Here is a 24509-nt window from a genome sequence, read left to right as displayed (position 1 = left end):
CGATCGTTATGGAATGTAAGGCAAGGGAAAAGTGGCCCGTCAGACTCCGGCGGCTTTCAGGTATTGCACACCCGCGAGCATGACGGCGGCACACTGGATGGTTTCCAATATAGCTTCGTCTTTCACGCCGAGATCGCGAGCTTTCTTGACGTGACCGCTCACGCAGGGTTTGCAGGCATTCATATCGCTGATGGCGATGTTGATTAGTTCGACGGTGGCGTCATCAAAACCGGTGCCGTGGAAGGTGTGGGCACGCAGGCCAACCGACATGCCTTCGAAGACATCGGTGCCGGCGATGTCGCGGAATTTGAAGAACGTGTTGTACATGTAGTTCGTCGAGGCGACGGCGAGGGCCTCGGCAATTTGTTCGTCGGAAAATCCTTGCGATTTCGCCCGTTCGGTGAAGAAATTCGCCCACACATCACACCCCGCCGACGCGCACACGCAGAGGGCAATCAACGTGCGTTTTTGCTCGTCGAGCGCTCCGCTGCCGACAACGAACTTCTTAAAGTTCATGAAGAAGTCTTGCAAAAATGCCGGCACGCGACCGTAGGCCAAGAACGGTTCCGGGACCGATTCCGTGCCCAACAGTTCGCAGACTCGTTCGTACGTCCGAGCGGTTTTTTCGACTGCCTCCGCAGCCGGTAGTGGGGCGATTCGCGACATGGGAAACCCTCTTTCCAATAACGAAACAAAGCCACCGGGTCAAAACCCGATGGCGTGCCCGCCCATGTGCTAGGGCGGGCTTCGAATGATTTTCGATCGGCGTTGATGCGATTAGTTCAACGTTTCTTCGCCTTGCTTCCAGTTGCAGGGGCAAAGTTTGTCGGTTTGGAGAGCGTCGAGCACTCGCAATGTTTCGTCGACATTTCGGCCGACACCGAGATCGTGCACAGCCATCCAACGCACGATGCCGTTCGGGTCGATCAGGAAGATACCCCGGTAGGCCAAGCCTTTTTCGTCATCGAACACGCCGAACGCTTCGGAAAGCGTGTGGCCGGGATCGGCGAGCATGGGGTACTTCATCTTCGCCAAATCTTCGTGCGATGCACACCAACCTTTGTGTGAATATTCGCTGTCGGTGCTGGCGGTCAGCACGACACAATCGCGATCGTCGAACTCGTCGAGATTTTGATTGAACGACACGATTTCGGTCGGGCAGACGAAGGTGAAGTCGCGGGGGTAGAAGAACAGGCAAACCCATTTGCCTTTGAAGTCCCCCAGGGAGACGGTTGAAAACTCATCGTCCGTCCCGTCCTTGTCACGGTTGTAAGCGGTTACTTCGAATTCGGGGGCAGGTTTGCCGACGCGGACACTCATTGTTAGTTGCTCCAGTTGAGACATTTCGTTTGCGACATCTAAGGGGTCGCGTTTTAACGATCGCGAGATTGTGTTGCGGGGTGTGTCGTCGTGGGACTTCGCACGGCGATCGCGAACACGAACGACCGGGACACGGTCTAGCCGGAAGTATATCCACCACGTCCCTGACGACAAGGGTGCGAGACGATTGAGTCACGCGAAGCGACACGAACATGTATGAAAAAACGCGGCTCGGATTCCCGAACCGCGTTCATTCGTATCGATAGCGACGGTCAGGTCAATTACTTGAACTGATCGGCGGAAATCTTCAAGACTTGGCCAGGAGACATTTGATCGGCGTTGTCGGCTTCAGCTGCGGTGCCGAAGATTGCGACGTACAAGTTGCCGTCTTTGTCGAAGGCAGCGTCGGTCGGTTTGTCGAGCGACATCAGCTTTTTCTTGGTGATTTTCAGAGTCTTGGCTTCGCCTTCTTTGCCGTCTTCAGCTTTGACGTCGAGTTCGTACAACGCACCAGCTTTGGCATCGACCCAAGAGAAGTCCGTGGCGTACCACTTCTTCGTTTTCGGGCTGTAAGCTAGACCACAGACGTCGTTCAGACCGTCCATCTCACCTTTGGCAACCAAGTCGCCGGTTTTGGGATCGTAGACGGTCAGCAAGCTGTCCCCAGGAGCGGAGACTTCACCCATTTGGCCAACGATGAGATGATCTTTGAATGGGCCTTCGGTAGCGGTCACAACTGGGACAGGAGCGTCCACGCCGACTTTCTCTTTGGTGGCGATGAATGGTTCGAGTTTGGAGTCGTCCCACTTGCCGTCTTTCGGAGCGATTTTGGAAATCCAGCCTTTGGTGTCGTCGCCGTTGTTGGTCACGAAGATTTCACCGTTCGCGATGGCCACACCGTAGTAGTTGCCTTCGCCGCGAGCGGATTGCTCACCCTTTTTGATCGGGCCGAAGGTGTAAACGGCGTCGTCTTCTTTTTGGTATTCGCCTGGGTGCTTTTCAGGAATCTTATAGACACGCACGAGTTCTTCGCCATCGGGACGGCTGCCGTCACCCACGACGATGGTGTTGGCATCGAGCATCGCAACGCCTAGCGGGCCGATCTTGTAAGTTGGACCTTTGCCGTAGTTGTCGGTTGGGAAACCGCTGATGGCCAAGGGGCAGGTGTTTGGCTCGGGCATGAAGCGGTGAATTCCATCGTGGCTGGCGATGAAGATGTCTCCACTTTCGCTGACAGCCAAACCGGTTGGGTTATCAAGATTGATGACCACGGTACGGCCGACGAGTTCCGCTTCCTCAGCTGGTTTCTCTTCGGTTTTTGGCTTGTCCTCGGGCTTCGGCTTATCTTCCGTTTTTGGTTTGTCTTCGGTTTTTGGCTTATCTTCGGTCTTGGGTTTTTCTTCCGGCTTTTTTTCTTCCGGCTTGTCAGCGGGTTTGTCTTCTTTGGGCTTGTCTGCTGGCTTATCAGCAGGCTTCTCTTCTTTGGGTTTGTCCGCTGGTTTTTCTTCTTTGGGCTTGTCCGCCGGTTTTTCTTCGACTGGTTTCACATCGGGATTTTCTTCCGCCGGTTTCTCAGCTGGTTTTTCTTCAGCTGGCTTTTCCGCCGGTTTTTCTTCGGCGGGCTTCTCTTCAGCAGCAGGTTTTTCTTCAGCGGCTGGCTTTTCGTCGTCTTGAGCTGTCACCGTCAATGGTGCCATGCAGATGCTGACACCGAAGAACAGCGTTAGCAAATACGATTTGGGTTTGAACATCGCCCATTCACTCCTTGAAACATGTGGTAAATCAGTGAACAACATCCGCGATCGAATTCCACTCCGGAACTCGCCACGCCTCTCTGGTTGCCAAGTTTCAAACACACCTAGCAATGCTCGGGATCCTAACGCAAGTCTTGCGGCATTACAATCATCGGACACGTGAAGGCCAGGTGATACCGGGATTCATGGCTCTCGTTTCGACATTGCGGTACGATGAGGTGATTGGATCAATCGCGATTCTTCGAAATCCGCCCATCATGACCGTAGTGACCGACGAAGCCATCCCGCCCACCGAGAACCCAGCCATCGGTTCCCCGTACGTTTCGTATGCGTATTCCTATCCGCACAAAACTGCGTATCGCCGACTGAATCCCGTGGTGCCATTGTCGACCGTTTGGCAAGAGGAACGGCGTGACGGACTCTTCCTGTATTTGCATATTCCGTTCTGTGAACACCGATGCGGATTCTGCAACTTGTTCACGGCGGCCAACCCGGAAGACGGTTTGGTCGGCCGGTATTTGCGACAGCTTCACGCAGAAGCTCAGCAGGTCCGCGACAGCATCGGCCCGCGAACATTCGCACAGATGGCCATTGGTGGCGGCACACCTTCGTTTCTGACGCTCCCGGAATTGCAAAAACTTTTTGGCATCGTCAATGATGTGATGGAAGCCACCACCGGGTCGGTTCCACTTTCGTTTGAAGTCTCCCCCGCAACGATCGACCGAGAGAAACTGGAATGGCTCCGGCATACCGGCGTAACACGCGTGAGCATGGGCGTGGAGTCCTTCGACGACGCAACCGCTCATCGCATGGGCCGCCCGCAGAACCGAAGTCGGGTCGAAGACGCAATTGAATTGCTGCAGGACATCAGGTTCCCCACGCTCAACCTCGATTTGATCTATGGCACTCCTGGCCAATCCACGGATGATTGGTTGAAAGATGTCTCCACCGCGATTCGCTACTCGCCAGAGGAATTGTATTTGTATCCGCTTTACGTTCGCCCACTGACGGGATTGGCCAACCGCGAACAAACGTGGGACGAACAACGATTGACCGCGTATCGGGCCGCCCGTGATCTGCTCCTGAACACCGGCTACGAACAGGTTTCCATGCGAATGTTTCGTCGCTGCTCGCAGATGGATTCCGTTGCGACTCCCGATTACCACTGTCAAACCGATGGCATGATCGGTCTCGGTTGCGGCGCCCGATCGTATTCGCAATCGCTACATTACTCGACCGAGTATGCCGTCCGCCGAAACGGTGTGCGGGCGATTCTTGGCGATTACATCAATCGGGACGCGGCAAGTTTTCGGTCCGCTCAACACGGGTTTCACTTAGCCCCCGACGATAGGCAACGCCGGTTTGTGGTACTTTCCCTGTTGCAAGCGGAAGGGCTTTCGCGACGAGAGTACCAAGACCAATTCCAGTCTGATGTGCTGGAACATCTGCCAGAGTTGCAGACCCTGCAAACTTCGGAACTCGCGGTAATCGACGCTGAACGAATCACACTCACGCCAGCCGGTTTGGAACGCTCGGATGCCATCGGTCCTTGGTTGAACTCAGTCACGGTCCGCAACCACATGCGAGAATACGAATTGAAGTAATCGTCATGGCAGCCGACTTGACCATCCTGTATCGTGGGCCGCTTTCGAGTTGCAACTACGCCTGCGAATACTGTCCCTTTGCCAAGCATCACGAGACGGCCGCAGAACTTGCGACCGATCGTCGGGCCCTCGAACGGTTCACCGATTGGGTCTTGAACGATGCGGTTGGAAAACTTGCGATATTCTTCACGCCTTGGGGCGAAGCATTGACGCGACGTTGGTACCACGACGCGTTCCGTCGGCTATCGCATGCCGACCATATCCAACGGGTCGTTGCACAGACGAATCTGTCAGGTCCGCTCGATTGGCTCCGCGACACTCGGACCGATCGCGTTGCGTTATGGTGCACTTACCATCCGTCGGAAACCAGCCGAACAGGCTTTCTGACGAGATGCAAGCAATTGCAAGATTTTGGTATCCAACACAGTGTCGGGATGGTCGGACGCCCGCAAGACTTTGACGAAATCACCGTGATGCGTGCGGAACTTCCGCCAGAAACCTATTTGTGGATCAACGCCTACGATAGCGGTGACGGGACGAAATTTCCCTACTCACCCACCGAGCGGAATCGTCTCACGGAGATCGACCCGTATTTCCCGACGAACATCGTCGATCACCCGAGTTTGGGACGAGATTGCAGAACCGGTCGGTCGGTGATCTCTGTTGATGGAGATGGGACCATCCGTCGTTGTCACTTCGTTCGCACACCGATCGGTAACATCTACGATCCCGATTGGCAGTCCGCCCTGACATCGCGACCGTGCCCCAACAACACCTGCGGTTGCCACATCGGTTACGTCCACATGCCGGAACTTGGGCAAGAGGCAATCTACGGCGACGAAATTCTCGCACGCATTCCGCAGACACGTGTCCTCGAAGATTCAACAGCGATACCAAACCGATGAGTCATCGTTGACGAACAACGAATTCAAGGTTCCACCGCAACGTCGATTTCGTTGGTGTCGTACTCGCTACGCGTCCGGATGGCGAGGTAAGGGGTGACAGGTTCGACTCGGCCTTTCAGCTGAATGGGAACGAGCGGTTGAGTAACCACCTTTCTGCCAACCAACTGTTCTGTTCCTGGACCAACCACGACTTGCCCCGGTTTTGCGACGGAAGATTCCAACCGGCTGGCAACATTGACTGTGTCCCCGATGACGGTATAGTCCTTGCGGGTCAAGCTGCCGATGTCTCCGACGACCGCTGGTCCGCTGTTGATCCCCACGCGGATTCCGATATCCGGCTGGTCGGGATTGGCGGCGTTGTATCGCTGAATTTCGAGCTGCATTTGCAACGCGGCTTTGACTGCATGCAACGCATGCTGCGGTTGTTCCAGCGGAGCACCGAAAAACGCCAGCATGCCATCGCCCATGAACTTGTCGAGCGTTCCTTTGTGCAGAAACACGCACTCACTGAGCATCTCGAACACGGTGTTCAACAGACGAACAACATCGGCCGGCTTGAGTTTTTCCGAGAGCGTCGTGAAACCGCACAGGTCTGCGAAAAGCACGCTGACGACCCGGTCTTCGGCCATCATTTCTTGATCATCGGCGCGGGCCAAGATTTGCTCGACAACGGCCGCCGGGTGATAACGGGACAATCGTTGCCGTTTAACCTGCTCAGCCGCGATCTCTTCCCGCAACCGAGCCTGCTCCAGAGCGACAGCCGAGAACAACGACATCGCCGTGACAAGTTCCAAATGGCTTTGCAAAAAGCGTTCCCGATTGCCAACGGTATCGATGTAGATCACACCGTCGACGTTTCCCTTGTTGTATAGAGGCACGCACATTGCGGCTTTGATGTCGAAGCTATGAATACTTTTGGCTTCGGCAAAACGCGAATCGCTTGTGGCATCGCCCACCAACAAGGAGCGTTGCATCCGAATCGCCTCGTCGGTGATGCTTCGACTGATCCCAAAGGGAACGGACTTCTTGTCACTCGGTTCACGGCCACGGATCTTCATGGCCTGGGGGATCAGCTCGTTGGTCTTGTCATCGATCAAGCAAATCAGACCACGCTGAGCGGGCACATGCTGGAAGACCAGATCGAGAATGCCTTCGAGCATCTGTTCCAGGGCATCGGTTTTGGCGAGCGCTTCACCGAGTCGGCTGAACAACTCAATTCCCAGCGGTCCCGACGCCCCTACGGTACTCAATGGGCCATCTTCGTCGATGGGCACCGCACTGGCTTCCAAACTTTCCAGCCGCCCGCCACCGACGTTCGCCGACTCGCCTCCGGATCCAACCATCCGCAGCATGCTCGTTAAGTCGATCGACATGCTCACGTTTGGAGCCGGTCCGTCCTCAAAACGCACGCTGCTCTCGGCTTGCTCACGGCGGGTCGATTTCGGAGTGCTCTTGGAACTGGCATCGCCCGTGCGAAAGACGATCGCAAGCGGTCCCAGGTTGATCACATCGCCGTCTTTAAGAGTTTGCTCGGCCACGGGCGACTGATTGACAAAAGTCCCGTTTCGGCTGCCGGCATCTTTGACACGCCACTTTCCGCCGATCACCAGTAACGTCGCGTGATGGCGGCTCATTCCGGCGACACTGTCCGGGAAGACCATATCACAGTTGGCGGCCCGTCCCATCGTGACCACCGCCTGTGAGAGAACTCGCTGCCGCGGCTCTCCGGCGATCTCGTATTCCAGCGTGCAAGATTGAATTTTATCGGTACCGGTCAACGGTTTCCCTCCGTGGGAACGGCTTCATTGTTCCCTTCGTTGCGCGTCCATCGCAATCGTGATTCAAACATCCCCGCCATGTCTGTGTGTGATCCGCCCATTGTGATCACACGAAAACAGTTTCACAAGTTGGCTATTCTCGAAACCCGAAAAATACCGGCCGGTTGCGATGGCTGATCTCAAGCAGGGACAACCGAGGGAACACAACACCACTCGTTGTCGTCGCCGCTGAAGACGAGTCAGACGATCGAAACCGACATCTTTTCATCTTAATATATTTACGACTCTGGAATCGGCTCCAGTTGTGCTTCGGTGAAACAAGACATCGAAAACAACAGGTTTTTCTCTTCACATTGTTGTTCGTAGCCGTCCGGCATCGCACTGATCGTGGCGTCGTCCCACTCGACGACGTACTGAGGATCGGATTTCTTTCCGATCGTATCGCGAACCACACCGGTCCAACCCGCACATTCGACATCTGGAAATTCAGGGGCCGTGATTCCCGGACGAACGCGAACCGGAGTGCCGAGGGCAAACCCCTTTTTTCGACTGGCTTTCTTCTTGGCCATGGAAATCCCGCGGGGAAACGACAGACGGTCAGCGAAACAGACCCCCCATTTCAAATAAGGGGGCTAATTAGCCGTCCATTGTAGAAGGCCATTCACGAATTTCCAGCCGACAGGCCATTTCCACCGGATTCCGATCGCAGTGTCTTAATATTCCGCTTCCGCGTAGGAGTCGCCCAGCGGTTCCAAGTAGCGGGAATCGGAATCTTGGCTGAGTGCGTTGTAGGCGTTGGCAACGTCGTGCAGTTCGTTGTTGACGGCGAACGAAATCTCCGAAAGACCGACCACCAAAGACAACGTGACAATCGTTCCAATCAGAACCAGTTCCGCCGACATAATGTAGCCGGCTTCGTCGTTGAACAGCTTACGAGCGAGGTTGAACATCAAAAGAAGCTCCATCGAAAGGTTTGTCGAGGTCGTCGGAAGTGCAAACCGGGATTACGGTCTCGATACGCTCCGTCGCAGCATCAGCTCCGTCATGGAAACATAGGTCGAGAATTCACACGTGTCGTCCGAAATCAACAAAATCCTAAAAATGGTTGCCGAAACGCCACACACACCGCCGCGATTCCGAACTTGGTTTAGCGAAATGCCGGAGCCAGCACGTCCATCGCTTCAAGTTCTTCGATGATCGGTCCCATCTTCGCCGGATCGACGTTCGCCAATGGCGAGCGGATCGGTCCGCAATCGACGCCCAAATGCTTCATCAAGGCTTTCGATGTTCCCAAGAAACCGGTCTTTCGCATGGCATCGACCATTCGCACCGAAAGCCCTTGCTCGTGCCGAGCGGTTTCCAAATCGCCGCGTTCGCAGGCATCGAGAATCCGTCGGTAGAGCGGCGCTGCAAAGTTGTACGTGCTGCCAACGGCTGCCCGCACACCAAAAATCCATGCCGCAATCAACATTTGATCGGTCCCGAAGAACACCTTGGCATTCGGGTCGACGGCTTGCGTGAGTTGAAGCAATTCCAGGTCCGTGCTGCTGAATTTGTAGCCGGCGTAGTTGGGGACTTCCTCTCGGAATCGTTGGGCAATCTCAGGCAACGACAACGTCAGACCGGTCATCGGTGGGATGTGGTAATAGTAAAACGGCAAATCCTCGGCAGCGGCGGCGACGGGCTTCATGAAATCGACCAAGTCGGCCACACTCGCCGGTTTGAAATATGATGGTGCCACCGCGGAAATTGCCGTCAGTCCCAATTCGCTGGATTGACGTGCCAGTTCGATCGCATCGGGCTGCGAGTGGCTCCCGACATGCGAAATGACTTGCAGTTCGGTCCCGCGAGCCACATTCGCCCATTGCTCGTTGAGGGCCATTCGCTCCGGCAACGTCAGTGAATGACATTCGCCAGTGCTCCCAGCGATGAAAACGCCATCCACCTCGGTCGCCAAACAATGTTCCGCCATCGGTTCGACGGAATCAAGATTCAACGCCCCGTCGGCACACATCGGCGTGTAAGCGGCGGCAATCAGTTCGGTTCTTGTCATGGGAAGTTGATCCAAGATCCTCCGTAGCTCATTCGGTCGAAAAACGGGTCGGTCCGGCTTTCCACCTGGTCACCACGAAGACGTGTATTTGATGGTTTCAGTCAACACCATACCGTGCGATTATGCTGCACGCACTTGGCTTTCCGGATGCAACTTGAGTTTCTTTCCGAAACGATCACAGGCTTTGTAAAAATACCACTAGATTACGCAGATTCTCCGGATTAAGCGGAGTTTCGAGTTGGTGGTGCCATTCCGAAAAGACTTCCTCTAGCGATGTCGCTCGTCCATCGTGCAACCACCGATCGCGTTGACTCACGCCCCGCAGCGAGGGCGGGCTGAACTTGCGATTGCCAACCGTGTCGTGCAGACCAACATCGTACGCACCGTCGGTCGTGTAGGTGAACGACGGCACATGACATTCCGCACATCCCTGGGATTGAAAAACCGCCCGTCCTTTTTCAATCTGCTTCTGGATGTCAGGATCGTTTCGCGCATCGCGAGCGTCGATCAGCGATGGTGCAAAGTCGAGGGTGAACAAATACGTCGCCAAATCGCCAGCGGTTTCAGCGGTGATCGTACCGCCCCGCATGGTGGTTTCGACGGACTTCCGCATTTGTTCGGTGAGTTCCCGAACCGAACCGTTCCAGGCCCAGTCATTCGTGTCCGCAACGCCACCGAGAGAGAGCACGCGTTTCGGATCGCCGTACGCACCATCGCCGAGCGTGTCCGCCAAACCGTTGTTGGTGTGTCCATCGGGATGACACGACTGGCAACTCATCCACCCCACGTGCGACAACCGACCGGAATGAAACAACCGTTCGCCCCGATCCTTCGCCGACAACGTTCGCGGCGGCCCCAGGGGAACCGTCTTGATGACAGCTTGTTCCGCGAGATCGACAATCGTCATCGAATCCGATAGTTGATTCAGCACGACAGCCCGATCATGTTTTGAGTCGACAATCACCTCCACCGGACGCGAACCAACCGAAAGACGTTGCACCGCATTCCAATCCGGCGAACAGATCGCAAGTTTGTCGATGCCGCCCAAGCAGACCAGCCAATCGTCCTTGAACGGCACTAACGCTTCGGGATCGCTGGCCCCACCGCCGATGTCACCGCCCAGACGGACCAGTCGGCTGTCTTCGAGGATATTGCTTTCGGGATCAATCCAATCGGTGATCGCCAACGACCGGACGGCGTTCGTCATCAACACACCCCAGCGGATGTTCTGAGCGGTCGTGTGTGCGGTGTCGGTGAGAATTTGATGCGTCAGCCACAACCGCCCATCCCGCACGATCATGTCCGTGATGTTATGAGCCGGGATGTCGTGAATCGCACGAATTTGCCAGTCATCACAACTGACAACCGCCAACCGTCCACCGAACGCATCCGCGACAACCAGCGTATTATCATCCAAAAAGGTTTGCGACTCGGGAGCGAACGGCAAATCGATCGTCTTCAAAACGTTGGGCGGGTTGGCGTCCAAATTGACCACACTCAGCCGCCGGGACCACAACGACGTTACAAATCCCAGGCTACGTTGTTCCTCGACCGCAACTCGCACCGGATACTTCGCAACCGGCACCCGGAACCGCACAATCGGCGTTTCGTCTCGAACTTGGAAGCCAATCAGCTCGTGCGATTGGAAATCGGTGACGAGGTATTCATCACCGAATCGCTGTAGGTCAGTTGGTTCCCGAGCGATGTGATACTCGCCGACGACCTCCAATCGCTCCGAATCCAACCGCGAGACGCTACCGCCACGTCGGTTGGCGATCCACACGCCGCTGCCATCCGCCGACACCACCGCAGCGACAGGGTGTCTCGCCGTCACCCGATCGGAAACGTCTTCAGATGCCGAAACCTGCGCTGAGCAAACCGTTCCGGTTGTCATCCAGAAGAAAAAAATCAATAACCGATTCACGCTATCCGTCCTTCCCTCATCTCATCGCCTCCCATTCTGCAAAGTCGCAACTCATTATGTTAGCATCTGCCGAGACAAGTTTGCGTTCACGACTTCCAAAAAGGTTCGACACAATGTCATCTCGTCTGCTCTTGTTGGTTTTGCTGTTGGTGTCTCTTCCCCTTCGAGCCGCGGAACGTCCACCGAATATTGTATTGATCGTGGCTGATGACCTCGGTTGGAACGAACTTGGTTGCTATGGACAAAAGTGGATCAAGACCCCATATATCGACAGCATCGCCGAGCAGGGAATTCGGTTTACGGATTTCTATTCTGGGAACGCCGTGTGTGCACCGTCACGATGCAACTTGATGACCGGCAAACATCCCGGACACGCTTATATCCGTACCAATGGGAACCCGAAGAAAACGCCCGAATATCTTGCTGAGAAGGAAAAAAACGGCTGGGAGTTTCCCGGTCAGAATCCTATTCCGAGTGAGGAAGTCACGATTGCAGAAGTCCTCAAGCAGAAAGACTATGCCACGATGGCCGCCGGAAAATGGGGGCTCGGTCATTTCGGCACGACTGGCGATCCGAACAAACAGGGGTTCGATTTATTCTACGGTTTCAATTGCCAAGTTCATGCCCACAATCACTATCCCAAGTTCCTATGGCGGAACAATCAAAAAATCCCGCAACCGGGCAACGATCGCACACTGAACGGCAAAACGTTCTCCCAAGATGGTTTCACCAAAACGGCTCTCGACTTCATCCGTGAGAAAAAAGACGAACCGTTCTTTGTGTATCTGCCGTTCGCGATCCCCCACCTCTCGATTCAAGTCCCTCAGGATTCGCTCGACGAGTACACCGACGTCATCCCCGAGGAAGACTACAAACACCGTGGATACCTACAACATCCGAAACCGCGAGCCGGTTATGCGGCGATGGTCTCACATATGGATCGCGATGTCGGCAAGATTTTGAGTTTGCTCGAGGAACTCGATCTGGATGACAACACCGTGGTCTTCTTCTCCTCGGACAACGGACCGACGTACAATCGCCTCGGCGGTTCCGATTCGGAGTTCTTCGAATCCAATGGACCGATGACGGGATTAAAGGGAAGTCTGAAAGAAGGTGGAATTCGTGTGCCCATGGTTGCTCGTTGGCCCGGTCACATTCCTGCCGGCACTGTGACTGATCACCAAGCCGCGTTCTGGGATTTTCTGCCGACGATCGCCGAACTCACCGGCACCAAAGCTCCGAAAGACATTGACGGCCTAAGTTTCGCTCCCACCTTGATGGGCAAGACCGACGACCAACAACCGCGAGGTTTCTTGTATTGGGAGTTCCCGTCCTACGGCGGTCAACAAGCCGTCCGCATGGGCAAGTGGAAAGCGTTGCGGGAGAATTTGTTCCGCAAGAACAACAAGAAACCGCTGAAAACACAGCTCTACAATCTCGACGAAGATATCGCCGAAGCTCACGATGTCGCCGACCAACACCCCGACATCCTTGCCAAACTCGAAGCCATCATGGAACGCGAGCACACCCCAAGCAAATTGTTCCCGATCCCGGCCATCGATTGATGTTTTCTGATATCGTTCGTCCAAATCCCTACGAGATTTTCCCGAGATCCTCCGCAACTCCGTGGCACCAAATTGAAACACCACGGAGTGACGCAAAGTTCTTCGACTACCAACTCAGATGTGCCCCCAATGACCGATTCGCTTTCGCGAGACGACCTCTGTGCGATGTACCTGGAACAACTCCCCTACGAACCGTATCCGGTTCAGGAGGAGGCGCTTTTGGCGTGGTTCACCGACTCACAAGGCGTGCTCGTGTGTGCTCCGACTGGCACAGGCAAAACGTTGATCGCTGAAGCGGCCTTGTTCGAAGCGTTGCACACCGGCAAGAAAGCGTACCTGACAACGCCGCTGATCGCGTTGACCGAGCAAAAGTATCACGAACTCTGTGAGTCCGCCGAGAAGTGGGGCTTTTCCGCGGATGATGTCGGGCTGATCACCGGGAATCGCAAAGTGAATCCCGACGCGAAAATCCTCTGCGTCGTTGCGGAAATTTTGCTGAATCGATTGCTGCATCCCGAAGGCTTTGAGTTTGAAGATGTCGCCGCTGTGGTGATGGATGAATTCCACACGTTCAACTCGCCCGATCGAGGCATCGTCTGGGAACTCTCGCTCGGCTTGCTGCCGAAACACACGCGGCTATTGTTGCTATCGGCGACGGTCGGCAACAGTGTCGATTTTCTTGTGTGGTTGGCGAAGAGTCACGGACGACGGTTGCAACTCGTACAGGGACACGAACGGAAAGTCCCGTTGGAGTATGTGTGGGTCGGCGATCGGTTGTTGAATGAGCATCTCGAAGACATCGCTGCCGGCGACGACGAAGACCGCCGCACGCCGGTTCTGGTGTTCTGTTTCAACCGCGAGCAGTGTTGGAGCGTCGCGGAACAACTCCGCGGAAAATCGCTCATTGACAGTGATCGACAGAAACAACTCGCTGCCGAAATCGACACGCACGACCTCTCGCATGGGGCTGGTCCCAAATTGAAGACGATCCTCCTTCGCGGCGTGGGCGTGCATCACGCGGGGTTGCTGCCGAAGTATCGCCGGATCGTCGAACACCTCTTTCAAAAGAAACTTCTCAGCGTCTGCGTGTGCACCGAGACGCTCGCCGCTGGCATCAATCTTCCTGCGCGATCGGTGTTGCTCACGACACTTTTGAAAGGACCGCCCGGAAAGAAAAAAGTCATCGATGCCAGCTCCGCTCATCAAATGTTCGGTCGAGCCGGTCGCCCGCAGTTCGATACGGAAGGATACGTGTACGCACTCGCCCACGAGGATGATGTCAAAATCGCCCGTTGGAAGGAAAAACACGACACGATCCCCGAAGACACCAAAGACCCGAACTTGATCAAAGCCCGCAAACGCATCATGAAGAAGATGCCCAAGCGGCGGCAGAACGAACAGTATTGGAGTGAAGAACAGTTCGAGAAACTCACCACCGCACCACCCGGCAAACTCGCCAGTCGTGGACAACTTCCGTGGCGACTCTTGGCGTATTTGCTCGAACTCTCGCCAGATGTCGAACGCATTCGGCAGGTCATCAGCAAACGATTGCTCACCGATAAGCAATTGGAGACCTCGCAGAAAGCACTCAATCGGATGCTGAAAACCCTATGGGCTGGCGGTTTTGTCCGATTGGAACCGGCACCGCCCGAACCGCCGCCGACGGTCGTCGCGAAAACAGAAACCAACGAGCAACCCGAACCGGAAGAACCACCCGCTACTCAGGGTTTGCTTGGGGCACTCATCCAAGAAGCTCGCGAAGACGAAGGCAAAACGAAGAAACCAGAAGCCAAGAAAAAGAAGGACCAACCGGCCGACTCGCCAAACGACGACGCCGAAGCGTACGTACCTAAGTTCGCGCACCCGACAGAGAAACTCTCTCAGTTGCTCGCGTTTCGCAGTATTAATCCGATTTACGGATCGTTTCTGGTCGATCATCTCGCGAAGGCGGATCCGATTGAACGCATCCAGGCTCTGGAAAGTGTGTTGGAAATGCCGGGTTCGATGCGGCGACACGTCCGCGTGCCGGAAGATCTTCCCCGGGGACCGCTGGCGACAGAATATCTCGATAACGAACTCATCCAACGCGGACTGGCCACCGCCGAACAGTTAGCGTTCAAAACCGACGACGAAAAACGCGAACTCCCGTTCGAAGAACGTTGGACCCCCACGCTCGGCGACAAGTTGCGACTGCTGTTCGATTCCGAATTCCCTGGTGTGAAAGACGTCCGCACGATGGGTGTGTGGGTCGCGGGGGACTTGCTTTCGCTCGGCGGCGACTTCGATTTGTTCGTCCGCTCCAACGAATTGACCAAACAAGAGGGCATGGTCTTTCGGCATCTGTTGCGGCTGATTCTGCTATGCGGTGAGTTTCAGCAAGTCACGCCGCCCGGCATGGATCCCAAAGAGTGGCAAGCCGAACTGCAAGACATCGCCGACCGCGTGACCGAAAGCTGTCGCGGCGTCGATCCGGAAAGCACCGACAAAGCTATCGAAGCCGCCAAGAACCAAGCCGACCCCGTCAAAGGTGAAGCCGAAGCAGAAACCGCCGACGCCCTCACCGACCTCGACGAAGACGCCGACGAATTCGGCGGCGACTTACTGGATGAGGACTGATCGTTTACCAATCGAGTTGCTGCCTGACGCAACATTTCAGCCGTGACTCTGCTGAATATGGTGACGAGCACTCACGTAACCCTCAATGTTGTTAGGGCATGGGTCAGCGACGTTCGATTATCCATGCATGCCCACGCTAAGTGTGCCACTGCAGGCTCGTCCAGCGGTGCTTGAGTCGACGGGCGATGTGCTGGTGAACCGCACTACTAGGCAGGACAATGCCAGCACGCCTGTTCATCGAAAAACCGGAGCATTGTCAGCGGAACATTTCGACCGGCTCGTTGCCAGCTTGGCGACCGTGGCTGACACCTTCGGTGATCGAGAACGCCGCCCAGACCGGTTCGTGGTCGGAGACTTCCAGAGCTTCTTCGAGTGTCAGACCGAATTCGTCAGCCATTCGCAGCACACCAGATTGGCCTTGGAATTCCACGGTCGAGCGACTGTCGAAGATCAGATTGTCGTAGGTCTTCGTGCCCCGTGTGTTGGTCGGCACACCGGAGATCACCGCCACCAACGACGGCAACTTCCCGAGTCGACCGAGGTGATACGGGTCGGCGTTCAAGTCGCCCAAGAGAATCACGTCGTCTTCGCGAATTCGGTCCTGCTGAACCTGCACGAACACATCGGCCAACGCATCAACTTCATAATCGACTTCGTCCGGGTCCGTGTGAATGTTGACGAGCGTAAACCGAAACGGATTGGCAACCCCCACGGCTTGGAACGTCGCCACCAATGGTTCGCGGTGCAACAAATCTTGCGGATCGTTCACAGTGTAGACCGACTGCGGAACCACTTCCAAACGGTTCGTATCATACACGAACACATATTGTTCCTTGCTGGATGTTCGCCCCAACCGCGGACCGATCACGTAATCATACTTGGAGCCGTCGCTGTTCACGAGTGACAGAAACCGGGGAATCACGTCCTGCTGTTTCGACCGCAATTCCTGAATCGCAACGACATCGAAACGTCGCACGATCTGCGCCAAAATTTCCGTCGCCCTGCGGTTTTCGAGTTTGCTTTGACCGAAGACCTGAATGTTGAACGACGCGACCGTCAGCGAGTCCGCCGACTTCAGAACTGGTGAACCATCGGTTGACGCTGTCTGCTGTGGTTGATCGGTTTTTGGCTTCAGGGCGTCTTTGACAACTTCCTTCGCCTTGCGTTTGATGGCCAACTCGACGGCATCAAAGTCGCACCCCGAGAAAAGCGTCCCGCAAGTCACTGCGAGACAGGCCAAAATATACGGACGAAGAACAGTAGCGACCATGAAACGCCTCCTTGCGTACCGGGTCGGATGGGAACAATCCGCGGGACCGTAGCGAAAAGTTCAGACAGCGTCTAGACCGATCCCGGCCACCCAATCGAGACATGGTCGAGATACGACGACATCAACGCGACGGCCCGAAAGACCAGACAGCCGCAATGTGGGTCTACCAATGTCACACGAACTGGAGGTGTTTTTGCCCTCAAAGGTTTCTGTCCACAATCCGACTGACAGCACCGCCGCCGCCACACATCCGCTATACTATTGGCCCCACTTTGAGCCAAAGGAACTCCCATGACATTCATTCGCCCCACCCACACGCTAGTCTGTGGACTACTATGTGTCTTGCTGACCTCTCACCAAAACAATGCGGTGGCTGATGACGCAGTCGGCGCCGATCTCCTGCTCAAGGGAGGAACAATCCACACCGGCGATGGTCAACCGGGCCAGCTTGGTGACGTTGCAATCTCTGATGGAAAGATCGTCGCTGTCGGAGAGTTCCAGGCCGGTCTGATCAAACGCACGGTTGACTGTACCGGCTATATCGTCTCACCAGGATTCATCGATCTTCACTCCCATAGCGATGGACCCATCGTCAGGAAAGAGACCCGGCTGGCGGCCAACTTTCTCACGCAAGGTTGCACAACGGCACTGACCGGGAACTGCGGAAGTGGACCTGTCGACGTGGGCGAGTTCTACGAAACAGTCGACGAGTACGGTGCCGGAATCAACATTGCTCATCTTTTGCCTCAAGGGTCACTTCGACGAAAAGTCTTAGGAAGCGAACGAAGAGCGGCCACGGCCGATGAAATGCACGAAATGACATCGCTAACAAAAAAGGCGATGGAAGACGGTGCGTGGGGTATGTCGACCGGGTTGATTTATGTGCCAAGTTCCTATGCCGACACAAAAGAACTCATCCAGACTGCTCGCGTGGTCGCCAAACATGGCGGGATATACGTCAGCCATATTCGCGGAGAAGGAACCGGGTTGCTCGCCGCCGTTGATGAAGCCATCAAGATCGGTCAAGAAGCGGAACTTCCAGTTCACGTCTCACACTTCAAGTCGTCTGGCAAAAATTCCTGGGGCCTGGTTCGTGTGGCCATTGATCGTATCGAAGAACTCAGAGCAAAAGGGCAGCAAATCACTGCGGATCAGTATCCGTATATCGCCTCAAGTACGTCACTGGCAGCGACGTTCCTACCTGCGTGGGCCCGAGCGGGAGGGTCGCAAAAAATGCTCGAACGTCTCAACAACAGCGACGATTCCGAAAGAATCCATCGTGCGATTCGCCGCAAACTGGAACTCACCAACCAAGGAGAGCTGATTCAGATCGCCCGCTATCGTCCGAAACCGCAATGGGCGGGAATGAGGATCAGTGAAATTGCAGCCGACCAAAAGACGGCTCCTTTTGATTTGCTAATCGAAATGCTTCAAAAGGACAGCGGCACGAAGGTCGTCAATTTCGGAATCAGTGAAGAGGATGTTCGCTATGTGATGAAACGTCCCTGGGTCGCGACAGCTTCGGATGGCTCGGCTCGCATTCCTAGCGAAGAGGTACCTCACCCAAGAAACTATGGCACCTTTCCTCGCAAGATCGGTCATTATTCAGTGCAAGAACAAGTGATCGATCTTCCGCATGCCATCCGGAGTGCAACAGGGCTTCCCGCCGACATTCTTGGACTGCAAGATCGTGGCTATCTTCGTGTCGGCTATGCAGCCGACATTGCAGTCTGGAAGAAGCAAGAATTGATTGATCAAGCCACCTTCAAAGCCCCTGATCGGTATTCAACGGGGATTCGGTATTTGCTCGTCAACGGTGTCCCGGCGATCTGGGACAGCAACATCACAGGCGCGTTGGCAGGAAAAGCCCTCCGGCATTCGAGCAACGAACGCGAAATGCCAAGCGTGAGCAGCGTAGTTCGGAAGTACTTTCCAATCGGGTCGTCCGGAGGACTTGCGGTGCTCGTCACCAAAGATGGCAAGGTGATTCATAGTCGCGGTTACGGCACAGTTCGGAACAATCAACGAGTCACCTCACGAACACAATTGTCGCTAGCTTCGATCACCAAACAATACGCCGCTATGTGCGTCGCGATGCTAGTCGAAGCGGGAAAGCTAGATCTTGATGAACCGGTTTCAACTTATCTCCCCGACCTAGACTTGCCGACGAACGGGCGAGAGCTGTTGGTCAGGGATCTCATCAGGCACACGAGTGGGCTTGCGAACTTCATCAAGCAGAACGAGAAGGAGTCGATTGCGGAGTTCAAGAAACGACACAACCTCACATGGCTGTCTAATACAACACATGCACAGTGGCTAGCAACAACGCAACTCAAAAGACCACCGGGTACCGAATACGAGTACACGAATTCCGGCTATGTCCTGTTAGCAAGACTCATTGAAGTCACTAGCGGCCGTCCATTTCACGAGTTTCAAAAGCAACGAATCTTTGATGTGTTAGAGTTCAAAGACTCCTCAGACAGCACTCGGTTCAACGGTTCAGGAAGCATGAGGACATCTCTTCGCGACTACGCGATTTGGGATCAAGCATTATGGGACAAAAATGAGATGTTACTCAGCAGACAGGGTTTCGACATGCTGTTTCAGCGAGGAACGCTTGATGACGGGACACCAGTCGACTACGGATTTGGATGGAAGCTAACTTATGAAGACGACAAATTAGTCACAGCAGAACATGGCGGCTGGGGAAGCGGAACCACTGCTGCCAGAAATCAAATCAAGCGATTCATTGACGATCGAATCACAGTCGCAGTCTTTGCACAAGAACATCCAGAGTTCGGCCGTAAAAACGAGGCGGGAGAAAAGATTCGAGAAGTAATAGTCGACGAAATCTACAAAGCTGTGCGTTAGTCTCAACATTGACATCTTCGAACAACAACCCACGCAACAAGCCCCTAACCAAAGTCGAGTCGCGTGGGTTGATAGTTCTCAATCGGGTTGTCGAAAGGACGCTATTGTCGACCCGCTGTTGATTTCCAGCGGATCAACTACCATTTCGAAGATTGTCCCTGACTTCGAAACCTAGTGTCCGATCAGATGGTGATTTGTCGGTTGTTTCCGGTGATGGCCGAAAACCCGTTCCTGCACTTGGAGGGGCACAATGTTCGGACCGACCGTCGGCGGGAACGTCGATCACTTTCAACGGAGGACTTCGGGCGATTATTGGTGGCAACCCGGCCGAGCAAACAGGCGTTCCGATATTTGACCGGGGAAGATCGCTACATCCTCTATCTGACGGCCAGCCGGACTGGTTTGCGGGTACAGGAACTCACCTCTCTGACTCGGGGGCATTTCGATCTGACCGCCGAAGTTCCGACAGTCGCAATCAACGCGGTAGACGATAAGGCCCGACGCGGCGAAACGATCCCGCTTCATCCGGAAGTCGTAAGGGAGTTATCGCGATGGTTTGAACTGCGGTCGCGCTGTGCGACTTCGGTGCCGATCACAGGGAACTGGCGAGACGAACCATTGTGGCCGGGAAGTTGGTGGCGAGTAGCGGCAAAGATGCTCCGCAAGGATCTGCAAGCGGTTCGATCGGCGTGGATTAAAGAGGCGTCTGATGATGCCGAACGCGGACGCCGGGAGCAATCTGACCGACTCACCTTCACCGACGACAATGGTCGTGTATTTGACTTCCACAGTCTGCGTGGACAGTTCGTGAGCGATCTTGGCCGGGCTGGTGTCTCGTTGCAGGATGCCCAGAAACTGGCAAGGCATTCTGACCCGCGACTGACGGCCAACTTCTACACCCACCTGTCGGTCAGTGATTTGTCCGAATCTGTTTCGAAACTTCCGCACGTCCCGACCGAACATCGCGAAACAGTTGCAGCGACCGGCACCGATGGAAATTGTGAGACCAACCACAGGACCAAAACGGGTGCCGAACAGTGCCGTTCAATGCCGAAACCTGAGTTTTTCACGGGCTTGAAACTGGTCGAATTAGCCAAAGAGAAAACCCGCAAGTCTCAGTCAGATGAGGACTTACGGGTTGATTCGATTGAAGAGGCGCCGCCCGGATTTGAACCGGGGATGGCGGATTTGCAATCCGCTGCCTTAGGCCACTTGGCTACGGCGCCTGATTGTTTGCTACAAAAACATTGATCGGCAAATTGGGAACATCAATTGAGTGAAATTCTCGATTCTTTCCAGATCATGCTTGCAACTTGCGTAAACGAATCCTAGTGCCAGCGGTGCATTCGGTCAAGACATACTGAATCCATCGGTTTTGAGAACCTCAACCGCCGCCTCTTGACTCTGTGGGAATCGTCAGGACTTGCAATTCTGTGTTGAACATTTGAATTAAGGCGTGCAAGATCGACGCCAACAATGGCCCAATGAACACGCCCCAAAGCCCCATGGCTTGAATTCCGCCGAGTACGCAGACGAACCCAAGTAAGGGATGCAGCTTGGCGTTGGATTGCAACACGAACACGCGAACGAGATTGTCCATCGACCCCACAATCGCGACGCCGAGCACCCACATGACGACCGCCTGCCAAACATTGCCGTCGAGAAACAACCACAATACACAAGGGCCCCAAACAAGAGCCGTGCCGAAAAGCGGGATCAGCGAGCATAACGTGGCCAGCGGAAATATCAGATAGAATGGACGGAAGCCGAACGTGGCCACCATCACTGCGGCGGCAAAGCCTTGAACAATAGCCGCAAGGAATGTGCCAGCGGCGATGGCTCGGGTGGTGGTGTTGAACTTCGTGATCAACTGATCCTGCTGATTCTTTTGGAGCGGGATCAGCTTCTCGGCTGCCGATCGGAAGGCGTCGCCATCGGCCAGAAAGTAGTAGAAGGCGATAATAAAAATGGTCATCTGAACGAGAGCCGCCACGAGTGCGCCCATAAACCCAATTGCGGTTCCGAGAATTCCCGATGTCTGACGAGAAAGCCATTTCGCAGCGGTTTGCAACGCTCGTTCCACTTCCCGTTCGATTTGCAACGCGTTCCAATTTGTCCCGAACAGCGAATTCAGTCGGCTGGCCACACGTTCGCCGTCAATTTCTCGTTCCACCATTCGTGACCACTCCAGAAAGGATTCGTCACGGATGGCCCCGGAAACGAAGTTGCCGAGTTTGATGGACAACAAAAACACCGTCATGACGACCGGAATCAAGACGACCAACAGGACGATTCCGGTCGAAACCCCCGCCGCAAACCGATTTCGGCCCTGAAATCGCCGACAAAGACGCCGGTACAGAGGCTGGCAAATGACGGCCAACACGCCGGCCAGAAACAAAGAGAGTAGAAACGGGGCCACGACCTGAAAAAACAGGACGCCGATCACGACAATCAACGTCGTGATGATGGCCAACGACGTCCACTGGATGGTCGTGGACTTTCCTGAATTCGAGCTTTCGGCCGGTGTTTGATTGGACACAAGCACACTTCCAATATTTTTTTGTGGATATCGCACGCAGAACTGTTTATACTCGGTCCGACTTCAAGATGCTCACCTGTTGACTAAGACTTCCAATTATCAGCTCGAGTCGCTTTCTCAGCGTCGGTTTTGATTCTCGGGCGAATACCCTTTCCAATTTGAATTGCGAATTCGCTTCGCTGATAATCCCTACCAATTACCCTCATGGATGGTTCTCATGCCACGACGACTGATTGTCACACTGACTGCAGCCAACCGGGTCGGCATTTTAGCAGCTGTCTCAAACGCATTGGCGGAACTCAGCGGAGATCTTCAGGAAATCCGCCAAACCGTTGTGCAAAAGTTTTTCACGATGATCATCGTCGCCGACTTTCCCGAGCATCGGGAACCACAAGTCGTGCTGGATCATATCCGTGACGTCTGCCGGCCGTATTCTGTCGATGTGACGTTGAAAGATCCGCTGGATGAGCAGTTGCAAAACGATGCTCCGCAGGAACTTGCTCGCTACTGGCTGACAATGCGGGGGCACAACGAACCCGAAGTCATGCGGCGGGTCTCCTCGCGATTGGCACAAGATCACATCGATATTTGCAACATGCATGCGATTAATACCGATCAAGGCGACCGGTTCCGTTTCCTCATGGAAATCGCCGTGCCCGCAAACATCGATATCGACTTACTGCAAGCCGATTTGATGTGTCTTGGCGAGCAAGGCAACATGGACGGTGTCGCCATTCAAGAAATTGAATTGGATGACTCGGCGATCTATCAACGAACAAACATGTTCATGGCCGACCTATCCGCCATTGACTAGATTCTGTTTGGAATCATGTCGTCAACCGGGAGCACACAAACGCTCTCCACAAGCGGTATGCGTTCTAACTCAAAGTCAGTGATGATTGTCCTTTCGGGAGCGCGAAACACACGGTTGTGGTTTTCGCGTCTCGCAGCCACGTCCCAGTCTTCAGGTCGCGTGGGTTGTAAACTTCACGGAGTTTCACAACCTGATCGCCCTCGGTCACACGGGGTTGCCCAGTGACTTCGCGATTCCACTCTAGCGTGTAGTTCGGACAATCAAACGGAGCGTGGAAGACAAGCTTCTCACCCTGGCGTTCAATCCGAGTCAGTTCTTTAGCGGCCCAGTACCGACCGATTTCACTGACCTTCATCCACAACGTGTCGTTCGCAAAACGCTTATTGACCGCCGTCACGACCCGTTGAAACGCGTGGAATCCGGTTTTTGATCCGTGGCAATACATGCCCGGCCAATGACACAGAAACACCGCCGGTTCGCCCCGCGTGATCAATTCCACCAACCGACCGGCAGACGCATCTTCGTTGGCATACCGATCGGGATCTGGTTCCAAATCGCCATCCCAACCGCCGAACCAATCCCCGGTTCCAGCCACGACATTCACAGTTGCCCGTACGTCGTCGGTGCCCAATCCGGAAGCAAACTCAACTTGCGGAGCCGTGGTTTCCTGATTGCCGACCACGTACTTGAAATAGTGTGGCAAGTCGGTCCCATACACATCTCGAACAGCTTCGAAGACGGCCTGCGACAATTCCGGCTTAACGAAATTCCCGAATCCGCCCGGCGTCGTGACACCTTCACAGGGGAGATCACAATTCTTGAGAATTCGCAACGCATACGCGAGATACGCCGCGAGTTCGTCGATGCTTTTCTTCTCCCGAGGGTAGCTGTTCTCCATTGTGGCGGGACTGATTTCCTCGAACGGCCGTCCGGTTTTGAGGTCGATCACTCGCGTGTGGGTGATCATCTCCGGATGGATATCCCAGTTCGGAACCATCAGCGTGCGGACCAGTTTCAGACTGTCTTGAAGTTGTTTTCGTGACCATCCTGGCAACTCACGATCCATCCACCCCACACACGCCGGGTACGGCACGATACTGTATTTGCCTTTAACGCCGTTCTCCGCACACCACTCTCCGAATTCCCGGACGAACGCATCGGGGATTTCGCGTGGCCATGTTTGCCAAGGCGTGTTGTAACGTCCCGGCCATGCAGCGGCGAATTGGGGCGTGCAAAAATGTCCCATGTTGACCAGGCATGTGGAGTCGTCAATGATGAACGACAACGGCACACGGCCCTGCGGATTCAACACCGTGACGGACTCATCTTGCTTCGCCCGCTCCCCCTGGGGAATCTGAGAGTGTGCAGCCGCCGACAATTGCGAAGGCAACCAAGCCATGCCAGCCGCTCCAACCGCCGACCGCTTCAAGAATTCACGCCGATCGAAAGACTGCATCGTTTTCCTCTTTGCTGTTGAGTCGCTGGGGAACTTCTTG

The 24509-nt window shown here is 54.8% G+C and carries 17 protein-coding genes, 1 tRNA gene and 1 pseudogene; 7 read left to right on the top strand and 12 right to left on the bottom strand.

What is annotated here, in order from left to right; genetic code table 11:
- Positions 1-39: 39 nt before the first annotated feature.
- From G6R38_RS05980 to G6R38_RS05970, 3 genes are all read right to left on the bottom strand, one after another.
- Positions 40-666 (bottom strand): carboxymuconolactone decarboxylase family protein, encoded by a 627-nt coding sequence (locus G6R38_RS05980; protein ID WP_166821413.1) that lies wholly within the window; start codon positions 664-666, stop codon positions 40-42.
- A gap of 111 nt (positions 667-777) precedes the next feature.
- Positions 778-1320, bottom strand: coding sequence for a peroxiredoxin (locus tag G6R38_RS05975; protein ID WP_166821410.1), 543 nt, complete (start codon positions 1318-1320; stop codon positions 778-780).
- 281 nt (positions 1321-1601) lie between these two features.
- Positions 1602-3071 carry an NHL repeat-containing protein gene (locus tag G6R38_RS05970; RefSeq protein ID WP_166821407.1) on the bottom strand — a complete coding sequence of 490 codons (1470 nt, stop codon included), beginning with the start codon at positions 3069-3071 and terminating at the stop codon, positions 1602-1604.
- 188 nt (positions 3072-3259) lie between these two features.
- Between G6R38_RS05970 and G6R38_RS05965 the strand changes: the two genes are divergently transcribed.
- On the top strand, positions 3260-4678 hold the full coding sequence (locus G6R38_RS05965; protein ID WP_240928090.1) for an STM4012 family radical SAM protein: 1419 nt from the start codon (positions 3260-3262) through the stop codon (positions 4676-4678).
- Positions 4679-4683: 5 nt separating this feature from the next.
- A complete protein-coding gene (locus G6R38_RS05960) occupies positions 4684-5583 on the top strand; it encodes an STM4011 family radical SAM protein (protein WP_166821404.1) in 900 nt (299 codons plus the stop codon).
- 23 nt (positions 5584-5606) lie between these two features.
- Here G6R38_RS05960 and G6R38_RS05955 read toward each other — a convergent pair whose 3' ends face one another.
- The 5 genes from G6R38_RS05955 to G6R38_RS05935 all read right to left on the bottom strand — a co-directional run bounded on the left by G6R38_RS05955 (position 5607) and on the right by G6R38_RS05935 (position 11338).
- Complete coding sequence (locus tag G6R38_RS05955; protein WP_166821401.1) at positions 5607-7361, bottom strand: adenylate/guanylate cyclase domain-containing protein; 1755 nt, start codon at positions 7359-7361, stop codon at positions 5607-5609.
- 278 nt (positions 7362-7639) lie between these two features.
- Positions 7640-7930, bottom strand: a complete 291-nt coding sequence (locus G6R38_RS05950; RefSeq protein ID WP_166821398.1) for a hypothetical protein — start codon at positions 7928-7930, stop codon at positions 7640-7642.
- Positions 7931-8074: 144 nt separating this feature from the next.
- Positions 8075-8311: a hypothetical protein gene (locus G6R38_RS05945; RefSeq protein WP_166821395.1), complete on the bottom strand. Its 237-nt coding sequence runs from the start codon at positions 8309-8311 to the stop codon at positions 8075-8077.
- Positions 8312-8508: 197 nt separating this feature from the next.
- On the bottom strand, positions 8509-9414 hold the full coding sequence (locus G6R38_RS05940) for a dihydrodipicolinate synthase family protein (RefSeq protein WP_166821392.1): 906 nt from the start codon (positions 9412-9414) through the stop codon (positions 8509-8511).
- Positions 9415-9589: 175 nt separating this feature from the next.
- Positions 9590-11338 carry a cytochrome c peroxidase gene (locus G6R38_RS05935; protein ID WP_166821389.1) on the bottom strand — a complete coding sequence of 583 codons (1749 nt, stop codon included), beginning with the start codon at positions 11336-11338 and terminating at the stop codon, positions 9590-9592.
- Between the two features lie 113 nt (positions 11339-11451).
- Between G6R38_RS05935 and G6R38_RS05930 the strand changes: the two genes are divergently transcribed.
- Both G6R38_RS05930 and G6R38_RS05925 read left to right on the top strand, forming a co-directional pair.
- On the top strand, positions 11452-12903 hold the full coding sequence (locus tag G6R38_RS05930; RefSeq protein ID WP_206028486.1) for an arylsulfatase: 1452 nt from the start codon (positions 11452-11454) through the stop codon (positions 12901-12903).
- A gap of 129 nt (positions 12904-13032) precedes the next feature.
- The gene (locus tag G6R38_RS05925) at positions 13033-15519 is read left to right on the top strand and encodes a DEAD/DEAH box helicase (protein WP_166821383.1); all 2487 of its coding nucleotides are present in this window, start codon (positions 13033-13035) and stop codon (positions 15517-15519) included.
- A 256-nt stretch (positions 15520-15775) separates the two neighbouring features.
- On the opposite strand, the gene G6R38_RS05920 is transcribed toward G6R38_RS05925, so the two are convergent.
- On the bottom strand, positions 15776-16789 hold the full coding sequence (locus G6R38_RS05920) for an endonuclease/exonuclease/phosphatase family protein (protein ID WP_166821380.1): 1014 nt from the start codon (positions 16787-16789) through the stop codon (positions 15776-15778).
- Between the two features lie 291 nt (positions 16790-17080).
- Here G6R38_RS05920 and G6R38_RS05915 point away from each other — a divergent pair, with 291 nt between their 5' ends.
- Complete coding sequence (locus G6R38_RS05915; protein WP_166821377.1) at positions 17081-19660, top strand: serine hydrolase; 2580 nt, start codon at positions 17081-17083, stop codon at positions 19658-19660.
- Positions 19661-19846: 186 nt separating this feature from the next.
- Positions 19847-20557, top strand: a pseudogene (locus tag G6R38_RS28355) (tyrosine-type recombinase/integrase); the annotation flags it as partial.
- A gap of 256 nt (positions 20558-20813) precedes the next feature.
- Here the strand turns inward: G6R38_RS28355 and G6R38_RS05905 are convergent.
- Both G6R38_RS05905 and G6R38_RS05900 read right to left on the bottom strand, forming a co-directional pair.
- Positions 20814-20886: transfer RNA gene (locus tag G6R38_RS05905), tRNA-Cys, on the bottom strand.
- 158 nt (positions 20887-21044) lie between these two features.
- On the bottom strand, positions 21045-22199 hold the full coding sequence (locus G6R38_RS05900; RefSeq protein WP_166821374.1) for an AI-2E family transporter: 1155 nt from the start codon (positions 22197-22199) through the stop codon (positions 21045-21047).
- A 217-nt stretch (positions 22200-22416) separates the two neighbouring features.
- Between G6R38_RS05900 and G6R38_RS05895 the strand changes: the two genes are divergently transcribed.
- On the top strand, positions 22417-23013 hold the full coding sequence (locus tag G6R38_RS05895; protein WP_166821371.1) for an ACT domain-containing protein: 597 nt from the start codon (positions 22417-22419) through the stop codon (positions 23011-23013).
- A gap of 64 nt (positions 23014-23077) precedes the next feature.
- Here the strand turns inward: G6R38_RS05895 and G6R38_RS05890 are convergent, their stop codons facing one another.
- Positions 23078-24469, bottom strand: coding sequence for a twin-arginine translocation signal domain-containing protein (locus tag G6R38_RS05890; RefSeq protein WP_166821368.1), 1392 nt, complete (start codon positions 24467-24469; stop codon positions 23078-23080).
- Between the last annotated feature and the right edge of the window lie 40 nt (positions 24470-24509).

It is taken from the genome of Thalassoroseus pseudoceratinae, from assembly GCF_011634775.1.
Classification (GTDB): domain Bacteria; phylum Planctomycetota; class Planctomycetia; order Planctomycetales; family Planctomycetaceae; genus Thalassoroseus; species Thalassoroseus pseudoceratinae.
This window is presented reverse-complemented; position numbering and strand designations above follow the sequence as displayed.

Excerpts from the sequence above, each read along its gene's own strand:
- G6R38_RS05920 (WP_166821380.1), bottom strand. The coding sequence starts at position 16,789 with ATGGTCGCTACTGTTCTTCGTCCGTATATTTTGGCCTGTCTCGCAGTG.
- G6R38_RS05965 (WP_240928090.1), top strand. The coding sequence starts at position 3,260 with ATGGCTCTCGTTTCGACATTGCGGTACGATGAGGTGATTGGATCAATC.
- G6R38_RS05980 (WP_166821413.1), bottom strand. The coding sequence starts at position 666 with ATGTCGCGAATCGCCCCACTACCGGCTGCGGAGGCAGTCGAAAAAACC.
- G6R38_RS05915 (WP_166821377.1), top strand. The coding sequence starts at position 17,081 with ATGACATTCATTCGCCCCACCCACACGCTAGTCTGTGGACTACTATGT.
- G6R38_RS05940 (WP_166821392.1), bottom strand. The coding sequence starts at position 9,414 with ATGACAAGAACCGAACTGATTGCCGCCGCTTACACGCCGATGTGTGCC.
- G6R38_RS05960 (WP_166821404.1), top strand. The coding sequence starts at position 4,684 with ATGGCAGCCGACTTGACCATCCTGTATCGTGGGCCGCTTTCGAGTTGC.
- G6R38_RS05945 (WP_166821395.1), bottom strand. The coding sequence starts at position 8,311 with ATGTTCAACCTCGCTCGTAAGCTGTTCAACGACGAAGCCGGCTACATT.
- G6R38_RS05925 (WP_166821383.1), top strand. The coding sequence starts at position 13,033 with ATGACCGATTCGCTTTCGCGAGACGACCTCTGTGCGATGTACCTGGAA.
- G6R38_RS05975 (WP_166821410.1), bottom strand. The coding sequence starts at position 1,320 with ATGAGTGTCCGCGTCGGCAAACCTGCCCCCGAATTCGAAGTAACCGCT.
- G6R38_RS05895 (WP_166821371.1), top strand. The coding sequence starts at position 22,417 with ATGCCACGACGACTGATTGTCACACTGACTGCAGCCAACCGGGTCGGC.
- G6R38_RS05930 (WP_206028486.1), top strand. The coding sequence starts at position 11,452 with ATGTCATCTCGTCTGCTCTTGTTGGTTTTGCTGTTGGTGTCTCTTCCC.
- G6R38_RS05970 (WP_166821407.1), bottom strand. The coding sequence starts at position 3,071 with ATGTTCAAACCCAAATCGTATTTGCTAACGCTGTTCTTCGGTGTCAGC.
- G6R38_RS05950 (WP_166821398.1), bottom strand. The coding sequence starts at position 7,930 with ATGGCCAAGAAGAAAGCCAGTCGAAAAAAGGGGTTTGCCCTCGGCACT.
- G6R38_RS05890 (WP_166821368.1), bottom strand. The coding sequence starts at position 24,469 with ATGCAGTCTTTCGATCGGCGTGAATTCTTGAAGCGGTCGGCGGTTGGA.